The sequence below is a fragment of the Paraburkholderia sp. IMGN_8 genome (genome assembly GCF_038050405.1).
Taxonomy (GTDB): Bacteria; Pseudomonadota; Gammaproteobacteria; order Burkholderiales; family Burkholderiaceae; genus Paraburkholderia.
In genome coordinates this window covers 996,904-1,022,046 of the sequence record NZ_CP150901.1, presented here as the reverse complement: position 1 = coordinate 1,022,046, position 25,143 = coordinate 996,904, and the positions used below count along the sequence as shown (strand labels likewise).

21 protein-coding genes and 1 pseudogene are annotated in these 25,143 nt (G+C 60.4%); 7 read left to right on the top strand and 15 right to left on the bottom strand.

The window, feature by feature from the left end:
* The 4 genes from WN982_RS25930 to WN982_RS25915 all read left to right on the top strand — a co-directional run bounded on the left by WN982_RS25930 (position 1) and on the right by WN982_RS25915 (position 4,966).
* Positions 1 to 1,545, top strand: a complete 1,545-nt coding sequence (locus WN982_RS25930; protein ID WP_341318477.1) for a site-specific integrase — start codon at positions 1 to 3, stop codon at positions 1,543 to 1,545.
* The gene (locus WN982_RS25925) at positions 1,542 to 3,887 is read left to right on the top strand and encodes a hypothetical protein (protein ID WP_341318476.1); all 2,346 of its coding nucleotides are present in this window, start codon (positions 1,542 to 1,544) and stop codon (positions 3,885 to 3,887) included. Before WN982_RS25930 ends, WN982_RS25925 begins: the two co-directional genes overlap by 4 nt.
* Positions 3,880 to 4,371, top strand: coding sequence for a hypothetical protein (locus tag WN982_RS25920; RefSeq protein ID WP_341319423.1), 492 nt, complete (start codon positions 3,880 to 3,882; stop codon positions 4,369 to 4,371). Before WN982_RS25925 ends, WN982_RS25920 begins: the two co-directional genes overlap by 8 nt.
* Positions 4,372 to 4,453: 82 nt before the next feature.
* A complete protein-coding gene (locus WN982_RS25915) occupies positions 4,454 to 4,966 on the top strand; it encodes a hypothetical protein (protein ID WP_341318475.1) in 513 nt (170 codons plus the stop codon).
* Between the two features lie 363 nt (positions 4,967 to 5,329).
* Here the strand turns inward: WN982_RS25915 and WN982_RS25910 are convergent, their stop codons facing one another.
* The 14 genes from WN982_RS25910 to WN982_RS25845 form a co-directional block, all read right to left on the bottom strand.
* The gene (locus WN982_RS25910) at positions 5,330 to 5,572 is read right to left on the bottom strand and encodes a DUF1488 family protein (RefSeq protein WP_341318474.1); all 243 of its coding nucleotides are present in this window, start codon (positions 5,570 to 5,572) and stop codon (positions 5,330 to 5,332) included.
* A gap of 257 nt (positions 5,573 to 5,829) precedes the next feature.
* Positions 5,830 to 7,281: an NAD(P)(+) transhydrogenase (Re/Si-specific) subunit beta gene (locus WN982_RS25905; protein ID WP_341318473.1), complete on the bottom strand. Its 1,452-nt coding sequence runs from the start codon at positions 7,279 to 7,281 to the stop codon at positions 5,830 to 5,832.
* A complete protein-coding gene (locus WN982_RS25900; protein ID WP_341313219.1) occupies positions 7,281 to 7,622 on the bottom strand; it encodes an NAD(P) transhydrogenase subunit alpha in 342 nt (113 codons plus the stop codon). The genes WN982_RS25905 and WN982_RS25900 overlap by 1 nt, the downstream gene beginning before the upstream one ends.
* Positions 7,623 to 7,652: 30 nt before the next feature.
* Complete coding sequence (locus WN982_RS25895) at positions 7,653 to 8,795, bottom strand: Re/Si-specific NAD(P)(+) transhydrogenase subunit alpha (RefSeq protein WP_341318472.1); 1,143 nt, start codon at positions 8,793 to 8,795, stop codon at positions 7,653 to 7,655.
* 116 nt (positions 8,796 to 8,911) lie between these two features.
* Positions 8,912 to 10,204 (bottom strand): citrate synthase, encoded by a 1,293-nt coding sequence (gene gltA / locus WN982_RS25890; RefSeq protein ID WP_341318471.1) that lies wholly within the window; start codon positions 10,202 to 10,204, stop codon positions 8,912 to 8,914.
* A gap of 32 nt (positions 10,205 to 10,236) precedes the next feature.
* A complete protein-coding gene (locus tag WN982_RS25885; RefSeq protein WP_341318470.1) occupies positions 10,237 to 10,374 on the bottom strand; it encodes a hypothetical protein in 138 nt (45 codons plus the stop codon).
* Complete coding sequence (locus WN982_RS25880) at positions 10,355 to 11,206, bottom strand: 3-hydroxybutyryl-CoA dehydrogenase (RefSeq protein ID WP_341318469.1); 852 nt, start codon at positions 11,204 to 11,206, stop codon at positions 10,355 to 10,357. The genes WN982_RS25885 and WN982_RS25880 overlap by 20 nt, the downstream gene beginning before the upstream one ends.
* A 33-nt stretch (positions 11,207 to 11,239) precedes the next feature.
* Complete coding sequence (bktB, locus tag WN982_RS25875) at positions 11,240 to 12,427, bottom strand: beta-ketothiolase BktB (protein WP_341318468.1); 1,188 nt, start codon at positions 12,425 to 12,427, stop codon at positions 11,240 to 11,242.
* Between the two features lie 57 nt (positions 12,428 to 12,484).
* Entirely contained in the window at positions 12,485 to 14,158 is a 1,674-nt protein-coding gene (locus tag WN982_RS25870; RefSeq protein ID WP_341318467.1) for an electron transfer flavoprotein-ubiquinone oxidoreductase, read from the bottom strand.
* Positions 14,159 to 14,172: 14 nt separating this feature from the next.
* Positions 14,173 to 15,975 (bottom strand): acyl-CoA dehydrogenase, encoded by a 1,803-nt coding sequence (locus tag WN982_RS25865; protein ID WP_341318466.1) that lies wholly within the window; start codon positions 15,973 to 15,975, stop codon positions 14,173 to 14,175.
* A gap of 251 nt (positions 15,976 to 16,226) precedes the next feature.
* Positions 16,227 to 17,231, bottom strand: a complete 1,005-nt coding sequence (locus tag WN982_RS25860) for an AraC family transcriptional regulator (RefSeq protein ID WP_341318465.1) — start codon at positions 17,229 to 17,231, stop codon at positions 16,227 to 16,229.
* 728 nt (positions 17,232 to 17,959) lie between these two features.
* Positions 17,960 to 18,700 carry a 3-ketoacyl-ACP reductase gene (locus WN982_RS25855; RefSeq protein ID WP_341318464.1) on the bottom strand — a complete coding sequence of 247 codons (741 nt, stop codon included), beginning with the start codon at positions 18,698 to 18,700 and terminating at the stop codon, positions 17,960 to 17,962.
* Between the two features lie 309 nt (positions 18,701 to 19,009).
* Entirely contained in the window at positions 19,010 to 19,153 is a 144-nt protein-coding gene (locus tag WN982_RS25850) for a hypothetical protein (RefSeq protein ID WP_341318463.1), read from the bottom strand.
* Between the two features lie 215 nt (positions 19,154 to 19,368).
* Positions 19,369 to 19,644, bottom strand: a complete 276-nt coding sequence (locus WN982_RS25845; RefSeq protein WP_341318462.1) for an XRE family transcriptional regulator — start codon at positions 19,642 to 19,644, stop codon at positions 19,369 to 19,371.
* A gap of 714 nt (positions 19,645 to 20,358) precedes the next feature.
* On the opposite strand from WN982_RS25845, the gene phaP reads away from it, so the two are divergent.
* On the top strand, positions 20,359 to 20,931 hold the full coding sequence (phaP, locus tag WN982_RS25840; RefSeq protein WP_341318461.1) for a TIGR01841 family phasin: 573 nt from the start codon (positions 20,359 to 20,361) through the stop codon (positions 20,929 to 20,931).
* A gap of 532 nt (positions 20,932 to 21,463) precedes the next feature.
* Here phaP and WN982_RS25835 read toward each other — a convergent pair.
* A complete protein-coding gene (locus tag WN982_RS25835; protein WP_341318460.1) occupies positions 21,464 to 22,579 on the bottom strand; it encodes a porin in 1,116 nt (371 codons plus the stop codon).
* 897 nt (positions 22,580 to 23,476) lie between these two features.
* On the opposite strand from WN982_RS25835, the gene WN982_RS25830 reads away from it, so the two are divergent.
* On the top strand, positions 23,477 to 24,922 hold the full coding sequence (locus WN982_RS25830; protein ID WP_341318459.1) for an SMP-30/gluconolactonase/LRE family protein: 1,446 nt from the start codon (positions 23,477 to 23,479) through the stop codon (positions 24,920 to 24,922).
* Positions 24,861 to 25,052, top strand: a pseudogene (locus tag WN982_RS25825) (acyl-CoA dehydrogenase); the annotation flags it as partial. The gene WN982_RS25830 and the pseudogene WN982_RS25825, both read left to right, overlap by 62 nt.
* Positions 25,053 to 25,143 lie beyond the last annotated feature (91 nt).

Here is a 25,143-nt window from a genome sequence, read left to right as displayed (position 1 = left end):
ATGAGTCAGCATTCTGGTCAACGTCCCGCTCATGCCGCTCTCGATGGTGATGGGCACATTGCCAGCGTTGTCTCTTCGCTTCCCAAGCTCCCTCCGGTTATCCGCTACTACGACGAGTTCGATGACGTCATCCGTTCCATTGCCTCGCCTGACAAAGCGGAAGCGTTCAGATTGTTGATATACGGACGAATCCACAAGCTGGACTTTGTCCGCTATCCGGCAGCATATGGCATGCTGGTAAAACAGCTCTTCCTGTATCTGCTTGGTGAAGGACTTCATGTTGCGTCCGCCTTCAAGGCAGCAGGCGGCGCGACCCACTTCCCGGTTGAAGAAGTCGAGAAACTGGTGGGTGCCGGTCCACACAGGATCAGTCGCGAGTGGACCATCATACGAGCCCGCGACCTGCCTCCGGATGCATACCGCTTCGCCAAGACGCTGCTGCGGCTACTGTGTGCCCATAGGCTATGCGGCTGGTCGCCAACCTACGAGGAATTCGTACACTCTTCCCTGCCGGGACCGGCAAGCGATGCCCATGCAGGGGTGCGCTCAGGGGACGTCTTCCTGTCTGTCGATGAGGAAGCGGCAATTGTGAGGCACTTGGATGAGCTGGTTGCGGCGCTTGGGTCGTCGGCAGTCTCGGCTTCTTCGGCCGAAACGATCCTCGACGCAGGCATGTTGCTTTGCGCCTATCAATTCGCCATGCGGCCCATCCAGATCGCGATGCTACATATGCGGAACGTTCGCATCTGGCATGACGCTCCTGGTGGGCCGCCGACCGTTCACCTGACCTTCCACATGGCAAAGCAGCGAAGTAACTCGAAGAGACGCCCGCTTACGCGTCGGGTCAAGCGTGAGTGGGCACCGGTATTCGTTGTGCTGGATAAATGGCGGCGGCTCGACGGAGCCGCGGGGAACGCGCGCTTCTTCAATGTGCAATCGATCGCCGAGGCTGGGGCTCGCATCGCTGCACTGGTGCGTAAGCTGATCGGTTCCGATGATCGGGGCTCAGCCACAGATTTGCGGCATACAGCAGCCCAACGGCTCGTTGATGCAGGTGCCAGCCACGAGGAGCTCGCTGAATTCATGGGGCATTCGTACGTCCAGACCGGACTGGCGTACTTCCGGACGTCGGCCTCGCACGCCGAGCGGGTCAACCGCGCGCTCGGCGCGTCGGATGTGTACCGGCGGGTGGCAAGGATCGCGCACGACCGGTTCATCTCCCCGAAAGAACTCACCCAACTCAAGGGTGACCAGCAGATCGCCGGCGTGCCTCACGGCATTCCGATTGCAGGCATCGGCGCCTGCACTTCTGGACAGCCCGCGTGCCCCTATAACCCGGTGACGTCGTGCTATGGATGCAGGAAGTTCATGCCCCTGCATGACAAGGCGATGCACGAGGGCGTGCTAGCCTCGATGCGCGAGGTGGTGATGTTCTTCGAGCAAAGCTCGCGTGGCGACACACGGTCTCCGACCTATCTGCAGTTGCAAAGTACGATCGCCGAGATACAGGCGGTCATAGCCGAACTTGAAAACGAGGATCAATGAATCCCCATTACTCTGCGTTTATCGAGCTGGGTAAGGCTCTCGTTCGCGAAAAGGGTCTGCGCTGGGCGATGCCTCTCAACAAGCTCGGTTCCGCGCAGGATGACACAGGCTGGAACCTGACGGTCACCGCCGGCGACGTGCCGCCACCGACTTACTACCTGCGGGACCTCGGCCCGGACGTGAAGACGCTGGCGATCCTCAACAAGGAGCGCATTGAAAGTGGTCTTGCGCCGCTGGCGAGGCGACCGTTGACCGCCGCATGGCAGGACCTCGTCAAGGCCGCGGTTGCCGAGCAGCTGCTGTTCAGGCGCAACACCGTTGCTCACGTAATGCAATGCGTCGCACGCCCTCTGCGGATCATTGCAACGTGCGTGGACAAGGAGCCGTGGGCGCTAACAGTTGATGACCTGCATGTTGCCGTCCGCATTGGCACGGCTGTCCAGGCCTCGGGGAAACTGGGGGCAGCAGTTGCGGGCATCGTCAAGATTGTGCTCGACGCCCAGCACATCTGCGACGCCAGCCCGTTGTATCCGGCGCTTGCCGTTCCGCGGATGAAAGGCAAAAGCGCGATCAGGGCCAAACATACATGGTCACCTGACGAGCTTCGCGATGATCTCGAGGCCCGCAAGCGCCGCGAGCGCCTGCCCGAACGCCGGGCGTTCTGGGAGCTGACGCGCATCGTGATGACCGAAACGCCGCGCACATTCATGGATCATCTACGGTTTGCGGCGGTGCGTACCCTGATCGTGACGGGCCTGCGTGCAGGTGAAGTTGCGCTGCTCCCCGTTGACTGGAAGCGGGAGCGCGTCTATCTGGATGCAAAAGGACGGCGGGCTGGCGACGCCGGGGGCATTTCAAGATCCCTGATGTTGCGGCACTTCGCGGAAAAGCAGCAGGATGATGAATCGGACAGCCGCATCCTGCGTGAAGAGACGCAGCCGGTGCCAGAGATGTTCCAGACTCTGCTGACAGAGAGCCTTGACCACGTGGCCAGGATAACGGAACCGCTGCGCGCGACACTGAAGCTGCAATGCGAAACAGGTCGGTTGCTGCCATGGTATCCGGTAGACAGTGTCGTGCCTTTCGTCGAAATCTACCCGCGTCTCACGGGTAACCCGTTCTGGTTGAATATTGAACGGCAGCTGTTCATCGAGCGCTATCGGGAAGGTTTCGGGCCGGGTGTGTTTGCTGATATACACAACTATCAGCGGCAGAAGCAAAGAGATGGCGTGAACGGGCTTGACATGGCCGTATATCAGTTTGGCAAGAGACTGTTGGACAAAATGCGAGGCGGAGATATCGAACTGTGCTTCCGCCGTTCAAACGGCTCGACTATTGCCCCCACTAGCAACCGAGGATGGCCTACCGAACGTATGAACTGGCACGATACATATGTGCATGTCGGCGAGCTTGAGGAACACATCCGGCGCGCGACACCATCCAAGGTGTCCGACATCACTCCCTTGCCGCTGGCCGTTGGGTCCGTCCAGACTTGGGAGCTTCTCTTCGTGCAACCGAAGCGCTCACTTGCTGAAGAGCGCAACGATGGCCTGTGTGACGTATCCCGCTATATTGCCGTAAGCCGCCCGGATCCCGAATTTATCCAAGATGGCCTGCTAGACGATGGTGCTGTGCCAAACCTGTTCGCTAAGTATGGTGAAACGGATGAAGACCGCGTCATGAAGATTGAGGCGCACATGTTGCGCCATCTGCAAAACACCGAGCTGTTCCGGCTCGGCGTGGCCGACACGATCATCTCGAAGCGGTTCAACCGGCGCAGTGTTGCCCAGAGCTATGAATACGATCACCGTAGCCTTGCTGAGGATCTCGAGCAGATTGAGATTCCGGAGGACGTCGAGATCATGCTCGGCGAGAAAGCCAGCACGGTTGCCAGACTCATCAAGGGCGGCAAGGCCAGCGGACCGATCGTTGACGCGTTCATGCACATCCAGGCCACCGAGGGCGACGCCGCTGCGTACGACTACCTGCGTGCGGAAGCGGACGGCTTCCACGCCACCCCCTACGGGCACTGTCTGAACTCGTTCACTGTCGACCCTTGCCCGAGGCATCTCGAGTGCTTCGCCGACTGCCGCCATCTCTCGGCGACCGACCTGCCGGAGCACCGGCAGAATCTGATCCGGCTCGAGGGCAAGTTCGCGCGGGCACTAGAGACGATCAGGGCCCGTCCTTCAACGAGCGTTGGCTGGAGAAACCAGCTCGATCATGCCGAAAAGCGGCTGGCCGGCGTACAGAAGCTCCTCGCGACGCCGCCTGGTGAACATCCCTATCCTGACGGCGTTGACCTGTCACTGCCCCGGCAACGCGGAGTACTTGATGACTGAACCGAACGAGACCGCACCATCCAGCGTCGACGACCAGATGCGCAAGATTCTGGAAACACTGCTGGCTGATGACGAAGACATCACCGCGCGCGCCGTTGCACGACTACATCCGTCCATCAAGGCAGCATCGTCGATCACCCGCAGCGAGTCGCGCAGCAGACTGCTTGCTGAATATCAGCAGCGGCAGGCCGACTACCGACGCTGGCGCGGACTTGTTTCCAAGCGGTCCGGAGCAGATACCGCGGCATCGCTTGCCGACAAGGATGCCCGGATTGCCGAACTTGAAGCCACAGTGCAACTGTTGACCGCTTCGCACCTTGCCATGCTGCGCGCCGTCGGCGAACTCGGCGGCTTCAGCAAGTGGGCGACGTTCTATGCGCATCACCGGGATGCCCGTGACAGGCTTGCAGAATGCGGCGCGATACCGACGGCACCGGTCTCGGCCATGCCGGCACAGCAAGGTGGGAAAAAGGTCAACCGATAGTGCTTACCGAATCCTCCAGGCTACGAAACAGCGCGGGTTCACAGCGAACCGAACGCTGCCTCCCTCCCGAAAGGAGCATCAGATGTCCTATTGCCACTTCTTCCAGACCCTGTACGACGAAACCCACCCGGTGGGCAAGCTCGGCCGTGGCACCCATTACTCGGTGCTTCGCGCGCCGGTGTGGCACGACGAGTTGCTGAACCGGATCGACCGGTGTGCGTTTCTCGATTTCGCCGTCGTCTGGGATGAAGATCACGACGACCGCGTGATCGACGCGATAATGGTTATGTACATCAGTGGTCTGCTTCCCCCTGTACGGTATATCGGGGAAAGAAAAGGTGTACTGACTGTTCTGCTGGAACCCGACGTTGCGCGGAACTGGGAAGCGGACAGACTGGAACAGTATCGCGACGAGATCAACGACATCTGCCAGTGCCTGGAGGACCCGTGGACCGCGCAGATCGATACCGCGGAAGGTCAGGAACATTCGATCATCCATACATCACGCGCAGACGTCGCCGTCTATCTCAAAAACATCGACGTGCTGTGGCGCCTCGGCGTGAACCCCAAGACGCAAATCGGCCAGCCGGCGTAAAGCCGGGCGTGCAACACCTGGGCGGCAAGTGAGCGATGTCAGGCGAAATCCTGTTGCGTCGCTCCGCCACGAGAAACGCAACAAATATGGGGGCCGCCTGCGCGCAACAGGCAACTCCTAAAAAGGGAATAGCCTGTGGATAACTCGGCCGCCTTACCCGTTGAAATATAACAAAACCTGAAAAACCAAACCAACGCAACACCACACCATAGGTGCCAAGAAGCAACATTTGAACGGTCGTGCTTTTCTTGCTGTGGTGCCAGTCCTTCGCGAACTCGAGCTCCGATGCACGAGCAATCGGCAGTTTGCGGCCCAACCGTCGTCTACCGGCGGCCTAGCGCTTGGCGAGGAAGTCAGCAATGATCAGCCGGACGGGTGACCGGGGCGTCCCCGCCTTTTTCTTTCCGCGACAGCCATAATGCGTTCGCAGCCATCTGCAAACGTTCTGAGCGTACGGACTTCGTCGGCGCCTGGCGGCAGCCAGAAATGCGCCTCAAGTGCCTCACGTGTAATAGCACACTCAGCAAAGTCCGTCTTTTCGGACAGCCGGAAGGCAATTTTGCTCGCGTCTGACGACAAGCGTGGCGCGAAATCAAGAACGGCCATGACATTCTTCGTGAATTCCCCGGCGAGCTTTTCACCTATTGTTTCTCGCTTCCAAATTTGCCTACATGAACGCCCCCTTGGCGCCACGTTCTCGAGGTATCGACGAACACGATGGGCTGCAGCTCTACTTCGGCCTTGTTGCAGCCTGCTTCGCTGCGACTCTTCAGCTTGCTTATCGCGGGTCATCCGTTCGTTTTGCTCTGACAACTCTAATCGATATGCCGACCCCATTTTCACTAGGACCATCTGTGCTCATGTTACGTTGACTTCACCATATCCTCGATCACCTTCTTCGCATCGCCGAACACCATCATCGTCTTGTCCATGTAGAACAGGTCGTTGTCGAGGCCGGCGTAACCCGCTGCCATCGAACGTTTATTGACGATCACGGTACGCGCCTTGTACGCCTCGATGATCGGCATGCCGGCAATCGGCGACTTCGGATCGTTCTTCGCCGCCGGATTCACGACGTCGTTCGCGCCGAGCACCAGCACCACGTCGACCTGGCCGAACTCGCCGTTGATGTCGTCCATTTCGAACACCATGTCGTACGGCACTTCGGCTTCCGCGAGCAGCACGTTCATGTGCCCCGGCATCCGTCCGGCCACCGGGTGAATCGCGTATTTCACCTCGATGCCCTTCTCGACCAGCTTGTCGGTGAGTTCCTTCAACGCATGCTGCGCACGCGCCACCGCCAAGCCGTAACCCGGCACGATCACCACGGTTTCGGCATTGCCGAGCATGAACGACGCATCGTCGGCCGAACCGGCTTTCACCGGACGCTGTTCCGCCGCACCACCCGCAGCGGCTGCGCCCGGTTCGTTGCCGAAGCCGCCGAGAAGCACGTTGAAGAACGAGCGGTTCATCGCACGGCACATGATGTACGACAGGATCGCACCGGACGAACCCACCAGCGAACCCGCGATGATCAGCATCGGATTGTTCAGCGAGAAACCGATACCCGCCGCCGCCCAGCCCGAATACGAATTGAGCATCGACACGACCACCGGCATGTCCGCGCCGCCGATCGGAATGATGATCAGCACCCCGAGCGCGAACGCGATCGCCGTCATGAGGATGAACGGCAGCCACGACTGCGTGAGGAAGAAGATCGCGCCGAAGCCGAGCATCGCGATCGCCAGCATCAGGTTGATCAGATGCTGCCCCGCATAGACGACCGGCGCGCCCTGGAAGAGCCGGAACTTGTACTTGCCCGACAGCTTGCCGAACGCGATCACCGAACCGGAGAACGTAATCGCACCGACGAACGTGCCGATGAACAGTTCGACGCGGTTGCCATACGGCAGGAAGCCCGGCACCGGATTCTCGGGATCGACCAGACCGAACGCCGACGGCTCCGACACCACCGCATACGCGATGCACACCGCCGCGAGACCGATCAGCGAGTGCATCGCCGCGACCAGTTCCGGCATCTTGGTCATCTCGACGCGCGCGGCGACGAACGCACCGACAGCGCCGCCAATCACCAGCGCGACCAGCAGCAGGCCGAGTCCCAGGCCGAGATTCGAGCCGAGCGCGGCAGCCTGTTTGGTGATCAGCACGAGGGTCGTCAGGATCGCGATCGCCATCCCGACCATGCCGAAGGTGTTGCCGACGCGCGCCGTCTTCGGATTCGACAGCCCCTTGAGCGCCTGAATGAAGCAGACCGACGCAACCAGATAAAGCAGCGTGACGACGTTCAGACTCATTACGCGTTCTCCCTGGTCGTGGATTGTGCCTTGTCAGCGGGGAGCTTCTTCGGCTCTTTCTTGCGGAACATCTCCAGCATTCGCCTTGTCACGAGAAAGCCGCCGAATACGTTGACCGCCGCCAGCGCGACGGCGAGCGTGCCGAAGAACTTGCCCGGCGTGCCTAACGTGAGGCCCGTCGCCAGCATCGCGCCGACGATCACGATCGCCGAGATCGCATTGGTCACGGCCATCAGCGGCGTATGCAGCGCAGGCGTGACGTTCCAGACGACGTGGTAGCCCACGTAAATCGCCAGCACGAAGATGATCAGGTTGATGACGGTGTGGTTGATGACTTCCATCGCCGCTCTCCTATGTAGTGGTGGTTTGCTTCAGGCCTTGCGCGCGACTTCGCCGTCGCGGGCCAGCAGCGTGGCCGCGACGATGTCGTCTGCGAGATCGATGTTCAGCGCCCCTTCCTTCGTGATGATCAGCTTGAGGAAGTCGAGCAGGTTGCGGGCGTACAGGGACGACGCGTCGGCGGGCACCATGGAGGCCAGATTCGTATAGCCGACGATCTGCACGCCGTGTTTAGTGACGACCTGGTCCGCTTCGGTCAACGGGCAGTTGCCGCCGCGCCGGCCGTCATATTCGGCGCCGCGTCCGGCCGCGAGGTCCACCAGCACCGAGCCGGGCTTCATCGCCTGGACGGTTTCGACGGAAATCAGCGTCGGCGCGGCGCGGCCCGGGATCAATGCGGTCGAGATCACCACGTCCGCCTGTTTCGCGCGTTCGTGCACCAGCGCCGACTGGCGTTGCAGCCAGCCAGGCGGCATCGGCCGCGCATAGCCGCCGACGCCCTGCGCGGCTTCGCGCTCCTCGTCGGTTTCGTAGGGCACGTCGAGAAATTTGGCGCCGAGCGATTCGATCTGCTCTTTTACGGCCGGACGCACGTCGGAGGCTTCGATCACCGCGCCCAGGCGCTTGGCAGTCGCGATCGCCTGCAAGCCGGCCACGCCCGCGCCGAGAATCAGCACGCGCGCCGCTTTCACGGTCCCGGCGGCGGTCATCAGCATCGGCATGAAGCGCGGGTAAAGCGTCGCCGCCAGCAGCACCGCCTTGTAGCCGGCGATGTTCGCCTGCGACGACAGTACGTCGAGGCTTTGCGCACGCGTGGTACGCGGTGCGGCTTCGAGCGCGAAGGCGGTGACGCCGGCCGCGGCGAGTTTCAGCGCGTTGTCGGCGTTGAACGGATCGAGCATGCCGACCAATACAGCGCCGCGTTTGAGCATCGGCAGTTCGGCATCGGTCGGGGACTGGACTTTGAGGATGAGATCAGCGCCGAACGCGGTGGCCGCGTCGACGATTTCCGCGCCGGCCGCGGCAAAGGCATCGTCAGGAAAGCTCGCGCCGGTGCCGGCGCCGCTCTGGATGGTGACCCGATGGCCCTGGGTCACGTACTTCCTGACCGCTTCGGGCGTCGCGGCGACGCGGGTTTCATGCGCGCGTGTCTCGGCTGGCACTCCGATGTGCATAGACCCCTCTTTCAACGTCTTGGGAACGCTTTATTGGATGAAGCGAAGCAGAATTTCCGTCACGCGAAACGGCAGATCTGCCTCACCGGGACAAGTTCACTATGTCCGCGCACGAACTAGCGAGCGGGTACCGTGCGAGCGCCATTTCCAACGAACAATTGACGTGGACGGCCAATCTTCTGTTCCGGATCGGCGATCATTTCGTTCCACTGTGCAATCCAGCCGACCGTACGTGCCATCGCGAAGATACACGTGAACATGGCCGTCGGAATGCCCAGCGCGCGCTGCACGATACCCGAGTAGAAGTCGACGTTCGGGTACAGTTTGCGCGACACGAAGTATTCGTCTTCCAGTGCGATCTTTTCCAGTGCCATAGCCAGCTTGAACAGCGGGTCGTCGTGCAGACCCAGCTCTTCCAGCACTTCGTGGCAGGTTTCGCGCATCAGCTTCGCACGCGGATCGTAGTTCTTGTAGACGCGGTGACCGAAGCCCATCAGCTTCACGCCGGATTCCTTGTCCTTCACCTTCGCGATGAACTCGGGGATGTTGTCGACTGAGCCGATTTCTTCCAGCATGTTCAGTGCCGCTTCGTTCGCACCACCGTGAGCCGGGCCCCACAGACACGCGATACCGGCTGCGATGCACGCGAACGGATTCGCGCCCGACGAACCGGCGAGTCGCACGGTCGAGGTCGATGCGTTCTGCTCGTGGTCCCCGTGCAGGATCAGGATACGGTCCAGTGCGCGCACCAGCACGTCGTTGACCTTGTACTCTTGCGCCGGGTTCGCGAACATCATGCGCATGAAATTCGCGCTGTACGACAGGTCGTTCTTCGGATAAACGAACGGCTGATCCACCGTGGACTTGTACGCCATCGTCACCAGCGTCGGCAGCTTCGCGATCATGCGGATCGCGGAAATTTCACGGTGCTGCGGATTGTTGATGTCGAGCGAGTCGTGATAGAACGCCGACAGCGCGCCGACTGCGGCAACCAGAATCGCCATCGGGTGCGCGTCGCGACGGAAACCGCGGAAGAAGAAGTGCATCTGCTCGTGCACCATCGTGTGCTTCGTGACGGTCTTCACGAACTCTTCGGCTTGCTGCGCGTTCGGCAGTTCGCCCTTCAGAAGCAGATAGCAGGTCTCGAGGAAGTCGGCGTTCTGCGCGACATTGTCGATCGGGTAGCCGCGGTACAGCAGCTCGCCCTTGCCGCCGTCGATGTAGGTGATTGCCGAATTGCACGCCGCCGTTGACATGAAGCCCGGGTCGTACGTGAATTTGCCAGTCTGGCCGTACAGTTTGCGGACGTCGATCACGTCCGGGCCACGTGTGCCCTTGTAGAGTGGCAATTCCACGCTCGGCGACTCGTCACGGAAGGACAACGTCGCCTTGATCGTTGAGTATTCCATACCTGTCTGGTTTTCCAAAAAAATAAGGGCGACTACATGGGCGCGGCGACGCCGAAAATCAACGCTTCCGGGTCCTTTTTGACCGCGACGATGACCTTCGATTCCTTCATGCCGACCGGATCGAGTGCTGTTCGCTCATCGCCATGCTGCTCAGTCGTAGCGATAGACACCGTGCCCAGACTTCCGACCAAGCCGGCCGGCGGCCACGAATTCGCGCAGCAGCGGGCACGCGCGGTACTTCGGGTCACCGAAATCCTTCGCGAATACGTCTAGCACGGACAGGCAGACGTCAAGCCCCACGAGGTCTGCGAGCGCTAGCGGGCCGATCGGGTGGTTCGCGCCAAGACGCATGCCGGCGTCGATCTCTTCCGCCGTGGCAACGCCCTCTGCAAGCACGAAGAACGCTTCGTTGATCATCGGCACCAGAATCCGGTTGACCACAAAACCTGGGGCGTTCTTGACGCAGATCGGCGACTTGCCAAACCGCGTCGTCAGTTCGCGGATCGCCTGCACAGTGGCATCGTTCGTCTGCAAGCCACGGATGATCTCCACCAGCGGCATCAGCGGTACCGGGTTGAAGAAATGCATACCAACGAAGCGGGAAGCATCTGACAGCGTAGATGCAAGCGCCGTGATGGAGATCGACGAGGTGTTCGATGCGATGATCGCGTCGGCACGAGCTGAGGCTTCGATCTGCTTCAGGATACGCACCTTCAGTTCAGTGCTTTCCGTGGCGGCCTCGATCACGAGATCGACGTTCGCAAGGCGCTGATAGTCGGTCGAGGTCTCGATGCGGGCGAGCGCGGCATCGCGCGCGGCTGCATCGATTTTTTCTTTCGCGACCAGCCGGTCGAGGCTGGACGTAAGCGTCGCCATTCCCTTCACCAACGCCGCCTCGGCAAGGTCGATCATCACGACCTTCAGTCCGGACACCGCGGCGGTCTGGGCAATGCCATTGCCCATCGTGCCCGCGCCGACGATTCCTACCGTTTCAATTGCCATATCTGTCGTCTCCTGCAAGTTCTCGTGTGCCGTTCACTGAAGGTTCTCGAAGATGGCCGCGATGCCCTGCCCGCCACCGATGCACATCGTCACGAGCGCGTAGCGCCCGTGGATGCGCTGCAACTCGTAAAGCGCCTTGACCGCGATCAGCGCGCCTGTCGCACCGACCGGATGGCCGAGCGAGATGCCCGAGCCGTTCGGATTGACTTTAGCCGCATCGAGCTGCAACTCCTGCGTCACCGCACACGCCTGCGCGGCAAACGCCTCGTTCGCCTCAATGACATCGAGCTCACAGATAGTGAGGCCGGCCCGCTCCAGCGCGATGCGCGTGGCAGGCACCGGGCCGATCCCCATGTAACGAGGATCGACACCCGCATGCGCGTACGACACCAGGCGTGCCATCGGTTTGAGTCCAAGCGCTTCGGCCTTCTTACGCTCCATCATCAGTACCGCCGCTGCCGCGTCGTTGATCCCGGAGGCGTTGCCGGCCGTCACCGTGCCGTTCTCTTTCTGGAACACCGGGCGCATCCCGGTGAGTTCCGCCAGATCGACGTCCTGACGCACATGCTCGTCGGTATCGAACACGACCTCCTTGCCTTTGACTTTCCGCGTTATCGGGAGGATCTGTTCCTTGAAGCGTCCCTCGGAGATCGCGCGGGTGGCCCGGCGGTGCGATTCCAGCGCCAGTGCGTCTTGCTGGTCACGCGTGATGCCGTACTTCCGCGCGACGTTCTCCGCGGTAACCCCCATCGGCACGGCATGGAATGGATCGTTCAGCGCGCCGAGCATCATGTCGATCAGGCGGGCGTCGCCCATGCGCGCACCGAAGCGCGCATCGGGCGTCACATACGGGGCGCGGCTCATGTTCTCCGCGCCGCCGCCGATCGCAACATCCGCGTCGCCGAGCAGAATGGTTTGCGCAGCAGAGACGATGGCCTGCAGGCCCGACCCGCAAAGCCGGTTGACGGTAAAGGCCGGCGTCGCTTCGGAGACACCGCCGTTAAGCGCGGCGACGCGCCCCAAATAGAGGTCTTTGGGCTCGGTCGCGATCACGTTTCCGAACACGACATGGCCGACCTGGTCGCCCGCGAGCTGCGCACGCGCCAGCACCTCGCGCACGACGATCGCGCCGAGCTCAGTCGGTGGCAGATCCTTCAGGCTGCCGCCGAACTTCCCGACGGCAGTGCGTACACCACTGACAACAACGACTTCTCTCTGCATCAGTTGCTCCTTGAATTGGTTGCTGCGCCCTTCTTGAAACGAAGCGCTGTCGGCCGATCACATATTCGGATAATTTGGACCGCCACCGCCTTCAGGCGTCACCCAGACGATGTTCTGCGTCGGGTCCTTGATATCGCATGTCTTGCAATGCACGCAGTTCTGCGCGTTGATCACGAGGCGTTCGCTGCCGTCGTCGTTTTTCACGAACTCGTACACCGCCGCCGGGCAATAGCGCGATTCGGGACCGGCATACGTCTGCCAGTTCACGTTCACCGGCACGGACGGATCTTTTAGCGTCAGGTGAGCCGGCTGGTTTTCTTCGTGGTTCGTGTTCGAGATGAACACTGAAGACAACCGGTCGAACGTCAGCTTTCCATCCGGCTTCGGATACACGATCGGCTTGCACTGCGATGCGGGCTTCAGCATCTCGTGATCCGAATGCTGGTGATGCAGCGTCCACGGCACGTTGCCGCCCAGCAGCTTCTGCTCGATGCCGACCATCAGCGTGCCAAGGTACAGGCCCTTGCTCATCCACTGCTTGAAGTTGCGCGCGCGATGCAGTTCGGTGTGCAGCCACGAAGTTTTGAAGCTCTCCGGATAAGCGGTGAGTTCGTCGCTGGTGCGACCTGCCTGTACGGCTTCAAAAGCAGCTTCTGCGGCCAGCATGCCGGTCTTGATCGCGGCGTGCGAACCCTTGATCCGCGATGCGTTCAGGAAACCCGCATCGTCGCCGACCAGCGCGCCGCCCGGAAACACCAGCTTCGGCAGCGACATCAGGCCACCCGCGGTGATCGCCCGCGCGCCGTACGACACACGCTTGCCACCTTCGAGCACAGCGCGAATCGCCGGATGCGTCTTGTAACGCTGGAATTCCTCGAATGGCGACAGGTACGGATTCGTGTAGCCCAGACCCACCACGAAGCCGACCACCACCTGGTTGTTATCCATGTGATACAGGAACGAGCCGCCGTAGGTGTCGTTTTCCAGCGGCCAGCCGGCGGTGTGCATGACCAGACCCGGCTTGTGCTTCGACGGATCGATTTCCCACAGTTCCTTGATGCCGATCCCGTAGACCTGCGGATCGGCGCCTTCGCGCAGCTTGAATTTATCGTTCAGCTGACGGCCGAGGTGTCCACGCGCGCCTTCGCAGAACAGCGTGTATTTGGCGTGCAGTTCCATGCCGAGCTGGAAGTTCTCGGTCGGCTCGCCGTCCTTGCCGATGCCCAGATTGCCGGTGGCGACGCCTTTAACCGAACCGTCGTCGTTGTACAGGATTTCAGCGGCCGGAAAGCCCGGGAAAATCTCGACACCCAGCGCCTCGGCCTGCTGACCGAGCCAGCGCGTCACATTCGCAAGGCTGATCACATAGTTGCCGTGATTCTTGAAGTTATCCGGCAATGCCCAGACCGGTACGCTTTTCAAACTCGTCTCTGTCAGGAACAGGAATTTATCTTCGGTCACATCCACCGTCAGCGGCGCGCCTTTTTCCTTCCAGTCGGGGATGAGTTCGGTGATCGCGCGCGGATCCATCACCGCGCCCGACAGGATATGAGCCCCAATCTCCGAGCCTTTTTCCAGTACGCACACGCCTATTTCAGCGCCTTGTTCCGCCGCCAGCTGCTTCAGGCGGATCGCTGCGGACAGGCCAGCCGGGCCGCCACCGACGATCACGACGTCGTATTCCATCGACTCGCGTGGACCGTATTGCTCGATGAGGCGAGCTTCAGTCATGATCCCCCCTTGCATCAGAACTGGTCTTCCGTCAGCGCCAGCACGCCCACGTCATCCTGCGCGCCGACAATGGCCGCTTCCCACGCGAGTGCCTGCGGCAGGACCTGCGTCGCGAAACAGTGTGCCGTCGCGATCTTCGCGTCGTAGAACGACGGATCGTCGCTGCGCTTCTCCGTGGCCACCAGTAGCGCCCGGGCGAACTGCCAGCCAGCCAGCACGATGCCGGCCAGCTTCAGATACGACACACTGCCGGCAAACACCACGTTCGGTTCCTGCTGGGCTCGGGCGAGCACAAACTCGACGACGTTCGCCAGCGCCACGCGACCTGCCGCAAGATGACGGTAAAGCACCTGGAACGCTGGGCTGGACTCATACGAGGCATGCTCCCACAACGCTGAGAGGGTTTCGTCAATCTGCTCAATCAGCACCTTGGCGACCGCGCCGCCGTCGCGGAGCGTCTTGCGTCCGACCAGGTCGTTCGCCTGGATCGCAGTCGTGCCTTCGTAGATCGTCAGGATGCGCGCGTCGCGGTAGTACTGCGCGGCACCAGTCTCTTCGATGAAACCCATCCCGCCATGCACCTGTACGCCCAGGCTCGCGACGTCGATCGACAGCTCCGTACTCCAACCCTTCACGACTGGCACCAGATATTCGTAGATCGCCTGATGGTCGGCTCGCACCGCCTCGTCGGCGTGACGATGCGCGATGTCGCTGTGGGCAGCAGCGACGTAGGTGAGCGCACGGGCTCCTTCAGTCAACGCGCGCATCGTCGCGAGCATGCGGCGCACGTCGGGATGCTGAATAATCGCCACTGACTGTTTAGCCGAACCGTCAACCGGCCGACTCTGCACACGCTCCTTCGCATAGGCAACGGCTTTCTGGTGCGCGCGATCGGCAACAGCGATGCCCTGCACGCCGACACCGAAGCGCGCCGCGTTCATCATGATGAACATGTACTCGAGGCCGCGGTTCGCCTCGCCGATCAGGTAACCGATTGCGCCTCCGTGATCGCCAAATTGCAGCACTGCAGTGGGGCTCGCCTTGATGCCCAGCTTGTGTTCGATCGACACACAATGCACGTCGTTGCGCGCGCCAAGCGTGCCGTCGTCGTTGATCATGAACTTCGGGACGATGAAGAGCGAAATACCCCTCACACCTTCGGGCGCGTCCGGTATGCGCGCGAGCACAAGGTGCACGATGTTCCCCGCCATATCGTGCTCGCCCCAGGTGATGAAGATCTTCGTTCCGAAAATCCGGTACGTGCCGTCGCCTTGCGGTTCGGCGCGTGTGCGCACGAGCGCGAGATCGGAACCGGCCTGCGGTTCAGTGAGGTTCATCGTACCGGTCCACTCGCCGGAGATCAGCTTTGGCACGTAGCGTTGCTTCTGCTCCTCGCTGCCCGCGGTCAACAGCGCCTCGATCGCGCCGTCGGTCAACAACGGACACAGCGCAAGCGACAGGTTCGCGGCATTCAGCATTTCGATGCACGGTGTGGCAAGCAGTTTCGGCAAGCCCTGGCCGCCATATTCGATGGGGTGAACGACACCCTGCCAGCCGCCCTCGGCGAACTGCTGAAATGCTTCCTTGAAGCCCGGCGAGGCGGTGACCGCACCATCCTTCCAACTGCTCGGGTTCCTGTCTCCTTCGAAATTCAGTGGCGCCAGCACGTCCGTGTTAAAGCGGGCGGCTTCTTCGAGCACTGCCTGCGCAGTTTCAACCGTCGCGTCCTCGAAGCCGGGCAGCGTCGATACGTGATCGAGACCTGCAAGTTCATTAATGGCGAACAGCATGTCCTTGACGGGGGCCGAATAGCTCATCCTGTGTCTTCCCAATGGTGGAATTTAAAGGGGTGCCATGACACTGGAACGTCAGGTCCTGCACGGCAACGATTGACGGGCATCGTAGCCTCGAACATCGCGAATCCGGTTGACCAAACCGGACCATCTATTGACAAAGTCGGCCAGGGAATACGAGCAATCCGGCCGAGTCGCCTTGGCGCGGCGCCGTTCATGACGGCCGATGCGCGACAACACCGGCCTCTCGCGCAGGCCCGGTGTTGTCGATGGAATCAGGTGCCGCGGCGATACGCGCCGGGTGTGCTGCCCGTCCAGTGCCGGAAGGCCCGATGGAAGGCGGTCGGATCATCGAAGCCGATGTCGCCGGCAATCGCCGCGATCGTGTCCTCGGTTCCCGTGAGGCGTTGAATCGCGATATCCCGTCGCAATTCGTTCTTCAGCGTCTGAAACGCGGCACCCTCGGCGGCAAGATGGCGGCACAACGTCCGCACCGAGCAGTGCAGGCCTTGCGCGGCTTCCTCGATTGACGACATGTCGGGCAAGCGGGAGGCCAGGTATTCCCTGACGCGGTGGCTCGTGAGTTGTTCGTCGAACGCCACAAAGATCCAGTCTTCGGGCGCCCGCGCGAGAAACTTACGCAGGTTCGCCTTGCGCTGGCGAATTGGCATGTCGAAGAAAGACGCGCTGAACTGCATCAGCGTCTGTTCACAGTCGAACTGGACAGGTCCAGGAAAGAGGTAGAGATATTCATGCGCATGCGGTGGACGCGGAAACGCAAAGCGGACTTGCAGCAGCGGAATCTTCTGGCCGACGAGCCAGGACGCCACGCCGTGCGCGAGTTTCAGCATCAATTCCTGACCAAGGACGCTGACGGCCGCGGCTCCCTGTCCTAGCGCGACATCAGCCACCAGAGCGCTGCGGCGGGATTCGAACCGGAAGTCATCGAGCACGATATGCATGAACTGGCCGAACCGATGCATCGCGGTTTCCAGGTTCGGCGCGTCGAGGAGACTCAGGCACAGGAATTTCAGCGTGCCATTGCGCAATGGCCGGGCGAAGATGCCCGGCATTTCGTCGTCGAACTCGATTGCCAGTGCGCGGTACAGCGCCGCGAACTGCGCCTCCGTCACGCGCGCGCCGGGCTCAGTCAACAGGGCTGGAGAGATGCTGGCTCCTTCGAGGTATCGGTCGAGGACGTCTGACCGTGCGCTCACGCCGTCGAGAAAACCTTGGACGAGGGAGATCGGTACGGTCGCGCCGGGTGGATGCATGGCCATGGTCGGATAGGGTGCACGCTGGAAAAGGCAGTGAAAGGAAAACAGTCGCTGCCCGCAGTCTGTCACTATATAAGCGAACCTAGACCGAAGTCGAGAATCCCAAGTACGAGGCACCCGCCGCAGTCAATCCCACATCGGCGCCGTCAGATAGGCATTGATGGTGCTCGCGTCGTACGGCCCACTTTGTTCGATGAAATTGCCAATGCGCCCATCGATCAGTTACCAATTGCAAACGGCATCTGCAATTCAGCCTCTCGATTAGTTCGACAGTCTGCGGAACGTCCGCACTGCCCTCAACAGCTCGAAGCGGACGGAACACGCGCTCAACGTATTGCCCGTACCGCGGCGCCGGTTACCATGCCGTCAATGATGCTCTGGGCAGCGCCGTAGCCCCTCATCAATGCTTCGGCCTCGCTGGCAAACGATCGGCGGTCGTCCTGACTAACGCTCAACCGTTGAATTATTTCGGCACTTGTGGCGCGTGAAACGCAGACTGCTGCGCGTATCGGCCGGGGCGGAACGGACTTTTTCGAGTGGCATTCCGTCGATGGACCCGGCATCCAGCTCGATGGTGAAGTCTTTGTATCGGTACGACCGATGCATGTCGAACCTGCGCAACCGCAGCCCCATGAAATGTCGTCTGAATGTCCCATCATTGCTGGCTCCGGCGCCCTGTCATGAACGCCAGAGCCGGACGCATCCGGACTTCCCTCAACCGCAGATGACTGCTAGCCCATGTGCAGGCCACCGTTCAATGAGAAATCTGCACCGGTCGCAAAGCCTGCTTCGGCGCTGGCAAGCCACGAGACGATCGAGGCAATTTCCGTAGCTTCCCCGAGACGGCGTACCGGGATGCTCTGTACGATTGCGTCCAGTACTTCTGGGCGTACGGCACGAACCATATCGGTTCCGATGTACCCCGGCGAAACCGTATTCACGGTGATGCCCTTTGTCGCCACTTCCTGGGCCAGCGACATCGTGAAGCCATGAATACCGGCTTTTGCTGTCGAATAGTTGGTCTGGCCGAACTGCCCTTTCTGTCCATTCACAGACGAAATGTTGATGATGCGGCCCCAACCCTTGCCGACCATCTCCTCGATAACCTGCTTGGTCACGTTGAAGAGACTCGTCAGGTTTGTGTTGATGACATCGTTCCAGTTTCCGCGAGACATCTTCCTGAACACTCCGTCCCGCGTAATGCCAGCGTTGTTCACGAGCACGTCGATGTCACCCACTTCTTTCTTCACCTTTGCGAAAGCAGCTTCGGTCGATTCCCAGTCGCTGACATTGCCCTCCGAGGCGACGAAGGAAAATCCAAGCTCCGCCTGCTCGGCCAGCCACCGCTCGCGTCGCGGCGAGTTAGGCCCACATCCCGCCACAACCGTCAGTCCGTCCGCGTGCAGTCGCTGACATATCGCGGTACCAATTCCTCCCATACCGCCGGTTACGTATGCAATTCGCTGTGTCATGCTCCACCCCCCGTTTTTGCTACGGTTAACGATCAAATTCTTTTCCCGGGAATCAATCAAGCTCCCATCTGCGTACGCGTCTCAGCCAAGGCTTCTTTCTGCGGCAACCTGCAGTGACGTACGAGCAGCTTCGTTCATTGCACTCGCGTCTTGCCCTTCAACGACTGTCTCGCCGGCTTCTTTCGGGCGACGACTTACTGCCAAACGCTGATTCATGTGGAGCGCGGGGCATCACCTCCTGCCGGCGTCCATGTTCCATGAACTCGCGAAGTACCTTGACTGCCTCCAGCTTGTCGCGCCGCTCCAACCTCAGGAGAGGCAGCCCGCAAATGTCTTCAGCCTGCCACGTCCATGCACAGCATCGAACTGACCAACGGTTTCCGCGACCGCCGCGTGAAGCGTTTCCCCGTGCAGCGCGCTCGCGATATAGGAGGCGCCGCGCGCCAGTTCCATCTTGTAATCGTTGATGGGCCAACGTCGTCAGATGCCCGCTCGTGTTTAACTGCCTTTACCTTGACTCCCCGGTTAGATGCACGCCTGAATGCTCCGTCTGAAAAGTCACCGACCCTGTTGCCGTGACCGCGATGCCGACCGTGAGGAAGCATCAGGACGTATGGGCGCACACGACACGCGAACGCGTGACTCGCGTGATTCGAACGGGATACAAGTTAGTCGATGACAGTTGCCTGCCCGGTGCAAAGCCAGTGACCGTCGAGATTGAGGTCGGCGGCGAGACGCATACAGGCGTTCAACGGCGGGACGGTGATTCCCTGTGGCCAATATTGCACGTCGTATTCGGGTACGCCCAGCCACGTCGCTGCGCGCGCCGAGCCGATGTCTGCCCGTTTGAAGGCCCTGTCGAGACGCGCGGCCAGGGCTCGCACCAGGCGGACGCCCTCGATGCTACGGTCGAGGTGACCGATATTCGTCTCATGGACATTCATCTTGTACGTCTCTCAGCATCTATTTTTTATGCCATCTGGTGCCGACGCCTTTCGCGGCGTCGAACGTGTTGGTCGTGACACCCAGGTGACTCAGCGTTGCCACCTTCGGGTCATTGACCGCGGACCTGCATACAGGCAGTTTGCACAACTATTTCCCAGCGTGCGCACTACTGTCAAATGAAAAATAACTCTGAACAAATCTTTGCCTTGCATCGAGGTCACTCTTGTATTTCCGCGGTAGAAGACTGCGCCCGGATTCTTCAGTAGGAGACGTCGCAAACAGGCTTCGTGGATGATGGTCAGCGTCGCCGCAATCCGGAGCTACGCGACCAGCGGCGACACAGTCGCCTCAAAAACAGATAGCGAGAGCCGGGCACTGGAGAAGACTTGTTCGCCATTTTGACACCGAGCCGAAGATGGACCGCCATCCGTTTTGCTGCACCGCAAACAATTGATTAAAAGGGTTCCCAGTTGAAGCGGGCGCGTCCTTTGCGGGTTTTCACTTACACAACGTCTGCTCCTCAAGCACGACAGGGGTTAGCCGGTGCGCTTGCGTGAAACAAGGTGACTTCATCCAACAAATGATTGACATACGCGAACGCGACCTTAGAATGCGATATTGCTGCACCGCACCACCGAATCTACTCTGTGTCTTGTTGTCCGTGAGCTGCCGTTATGGACATTCAGGCACTTCTACTTTTCATGGAGATATCGATGAGCAGTCCTACGACTGAGCAACTGGTCGCCGCACAGAAAGCCGGCGTCGAAACAACGTTTGCTATGCTGAATAAAGCGTTTGAAGGCGTCGAAAAGCTCGTCGAGCTGAACGTTCAAGCCGTCAAATCGACCCTTGCTGAAAATCAGGAAGTCGTCATCAAGGCTCTTTTGGCCAAAGAGCCACAGGAGCTGTTTTCGCAACCGACGAGTGAGGCGCAACCCGCCACTGGAAAGGTGCAGTCGTACTGGCGCCACGTTTACGAAATCCTCTCCAGCACCCAGGCCGGATTTGCGGCGCTCACCGAAGCACAGTACAAGCAGCTCCGGAGCGATGCGCAGGCTTTCATCGACGGCCTCGCGAAAAACGCGCCGTCGGGAAATGAAACCGCATGGACGGCATGGAAGACATTCATCACGACAGCAAGCCAGACGGTCAACTCAGCGTACGAAACTGCGGCGAAAGCCGCCAAGCAGGCAGTGGAGACTGTCGAAAGCAACCTCAACTCTGCGTCCTCTGCCAAACGGCCTCGCCATGCGGTTGTACCCGTCGAAGCTGTTGAAAATCAGTAGTGCCTTGAACGGCGGCGGCCGCCGTCAAAGCCTCGAAGAGAGTTCTTGCTCGATGTTTTGAGCGTGACCTTTGGGGGCTGAGCGGCGACCGCTGTGCCTCCGGCGCCGCCAGCGGATTTTTGAGCGGTCATGCACTTCGGTATTCGGAGTCGCAGATTGACGGTTGCACTTTCCGTGACGGAGTTGGGGCGCCGAGCGGCAGCGGGCATTGATTGACTGGCTCGGCGAGGTTCGGCACGTTCGCCGCGTCGCAGGTCATGCCGCAAGTGAATGGCGCGACGGCGTACTCCGGCTGACGTTTTCCGCGCCCCAACTCCTCCGACGCCGGCGATCGGCGCGGACAGGTCACGCCGGTGGCGCACTACCATCGCCTGCGGCGCAGCGCGCAGCGTTGCGTCCAGAGCGATTCCACCTTCGGCACGACCGGGACGCAGAGCCATCCGCCGAAAGGTGAGCGCTTCAGGAACAGGCTTTCGCCTCGCATCCACGAAGCCGTGCGACCAGTTAGCGCTGCCGGGCACGGCCGTGTCGGCTAGAACCGGTGCGTCATGCCCATCAGCACCAGCGTCTGCGACGCGTTGGGTTCGGTCACGGTGATGCCGGGCCAGCTCGTCGTCGCGCTTCCATTGTTCTTCATATAGCCTGCCCGCATGTACACGGACGTGCGCTTCGTAAGGTAATGTTCTGCGCCCACTTCTATTCCCGGCGTGTTGTCGTGTGAACCACGCACATTACGTTCAATTACGGCGATCTGGATGGCATCCTGCGCCGTCGCCTGAATCGTCGCCCCCACTTCAACAATGCTGACGGAATGGACCGTACCAAGACGGGCCGCGAGTGAACCCGCCGCGGCATCTTTGGGTTGCACGTACAGATAGGCGACCTGCAGGTTCACGATGCCGAACCGGTAAGCAAGTGCCCCCGTGTAGTGAGCCGTTCCCACCAGATCCAGGCGGCCAGGAAGTCCGGGAAAGCTCAGCTGTCCAGCATGCTGATACTGATATCCGAAACCCGCAAACAGACCATAGTTGGAATAGGTTGCCGATACATCGAGAAAATTCCCCGACGTTGACGGCAAAGGCTGCGTGACCGTCGCAGAGAACGCGTACATCGCGTTGAACGTGAAACCGCTCAGATTCGGCGATTGATAGTTGACCGAATTGCTGGTGCGTCCGGTGGCGTACTGCGTCGACAAGGTGTTTCGGTCAATTGCGAGGACGGCCGCGGCGATCGGCGAAATCACTTCGTTGATGCGGAAGGGGTCGGCGGGATAGACGACCTTGAAGCTCGGTTGATACTGACGACCGAAGGTCAGCGAACCGAAGTCGGCATGACTCAACCCGATCCACGCCTGACGGTAGAAGAGCGCATTGCTGTCCGCGAAGAACGTCCCGTTGTTCACGTTGAAGCCGCTCTCGAGGTCGAATTCGGCCGTCAATTTACCGCCGAGGTCCTCACTCCCCTTGAACCCGAAAAGGGACGCTGTGGAGCCGCCACTTCTTTCGGAAAAGGAATGAGTTCCGCCGTTGTTCAGATACTGACCAAAAACGTCGACCACGCCATAGAGTGTCACACTCGACTGCGCTACTGCATGGCCTGCTAAAAGAGCCAACGTAGCACCGCAAATTCCCCGACTGATGGCACGCATGCACGTCTCCTATCTGTTTGTTGGTGCGTCCGACGGACACGAATTGAGTAAATCTTTGAGTGCACAGTCGACCTGTGCTGACAACGATTCTGCAAAACACAAATCCCACGGGCTTGAAGAAAACAGCTATGCAAGGAACTGAACCCGGATCCAAAAAATAGCGCGTGGGACAATGCGGGCGTCAGTGCGGATTCGACGGACTCCTCAGAATTAACGGATCGAAAAACTCGATCGCGCCGGCGTGCCATGCCTAGCCCACACGCTCGGCGACTCGCCCTACCATTCTCGCATCAGCTTCATCGCCGAAGAGGTCCTGGGACTTCCGATGTCATATTGAGCGAAAGCACACGTGCATGGACACCCCGTAGTAATACTGAGTTGCGTGGACGGTCGGCGTCGAATACTATAGTTCTATAAATAGACGTTTATAACTATTGCGACAAGGCGAATGGCGCCGCACTTTCCGAACGCTGTCGCCAACTGCGTCCCTTGCTAAAGCAACCCCTGAAAACGAGGACACATGGATGGAGCAAACGCCGATATCGCGGCATGCCTCGACAGAACGCCTGCATGACGCGTCCGCCGCCGCATCACCGCTGACCCGAACGCAAATCATGATGCTCGGCATCGCGATGTTGGGCGGCGGACTGGAGTATTGCGAGTTCATCGTCTTCGGGGTCATGGTGCCAACGCTTAGACGGGTGTTCTTTTCATCCGCCGCTGAGCGCTGGTTGAGCGCGCTGCAGACACTCGCTATTTTCGCGGCCGGCTATATGGTCAGGCCTGTCGGAGGAATGCTCCTTTCAGCGATGGGCGACAGGTTGGGCCGCAAGCGCATGTTCATCGTTACCGTGGCTTTGATGGGAATGCTGGACGCGCCTGCAATCGGCCAGGCTGATGATGTGGAAGGCGGCTGCGCTCTACGACGCCGGCAAGCCCTGCGGCGTCGAGGCCACGGCGGTCATGTACCTCGCAGCAGAAGCCGCCTTCGAGACGGCATTGCGTGCCGTGCGTATGCATGGCGACTTCGGCTTCGCCAAGGCGTACCACGTGGAGCGCGGCTTGCGCGAAAGCGTGTTGCCCCGGCTCGCCCCGGTGAGCCAGGAGTTCGCGCTGTGCTACGTCGCCGAGCAGGCGCTCGGATTGCCGAAATCGTATGACTGGCGTAACGATCCATCAACCCCCACGAACCTGGAACAGTGCGACATGAGAATGAACAGAGTCAAGACGATGCTGATATTGCCGATGCTGACATTGCTGGTGTTGCTGGCGACGCCGCTCGCCGCCAACGCCTGGGAGCGCGGCAAGGTCGAGCGCTTTGCCACGTTGCCCCCGGGTGAGGCACATCCCGAGGGGATCACCGTGGATCGCGAGGGCAACATCTATGTCGCCACGGTGGCGGCGAACAAACCCAAGACGAGTGACGGAACGCTCCTTGTGTTCGACCCTCAGGGCAAGCACCTACGGACTGTCGGCGTCAAGGGCTCGAGCAGACTATTGCTTGACATTGACTTCCATCCGCAGACAGGCAAGTTGCTCGTGGTCGATTACCAGACCGCGAAGGTTCTGAGCGTCGATCCCAGGACGGGTGCCTCATCCGTGTTCATGACGGTCACGGGGAAGGACCCCGGCCTCGACGGGTTGGGGTTCGACGCCGCGGGCAATGTGTACGTGACCGACGCCCACCAGGGCATTATCTGGAAAGTCGGACCAGACGGCGGCGAAGGGTCGGCGTGGGTCACAAGCCCGCTGCTCAAGCCGACGAGGCTACCACCAGCCATCGGTGCGAATGATATGGCGTTCAATAACGAGAAGACGGCGATGTTCGTCTCCAACACGGCGAACGACACGATTGTCAAGATACCGGTGACTGGCTCGACGCTCGAACCCGGCACGCCTGAAGTCTTCGTCAACCGCGTCGGCGGTGGCCCCGACAAACTCATGATCGACGAGCACGACAACATCTGGATCGCGTGCAACCAGTCCAACGAGATTCTCGTGCTCGAGCCGACGCAGGGCCGGGTGATTGCCAAGCTCGGCGACTTCGGCGGAATCGATCGCGACGGGGCACCCATCGGCTTTCTGTGGCCGACTAGTTTCGTATTCCATGGCGAGGACGTTCTTGTCACTAACCTGTCTCTGGATTACGCCGCTGCACTTTCGCAGCATAGTGACGAGCTTGGCTTGACGCATCTCGTGGCCAAGAATCAGCGGACAATCGATGGACCGTGGGCTGCCCAGGTGAAGGTCCACACGATCTCGAAAATCAAGAAGCGGATACCAGAAGGTCCGGACCTCGACCTCGCAACACGCCAACAAGATCCTGCTGCCCTTCTCCACTGACCTCGACCGCTCGCCTGCGCAGATCAGCGAGATCGAGAAGATGCAACGCAAGGCCATGGACTCGACCGAGTGGTTCATTTACGGGCTGGAGATTCCCGTCGTGGACCGCATCGGCGAGGAAGGCCAAGGGGTTGTGGTGCAAATTCGGTAGACGGGCGAGAAACCGCCCGTTTCTCGGAGATCCGTTCTGGCAGAAAGCGTCGCGCGCCTTCACGAAATGA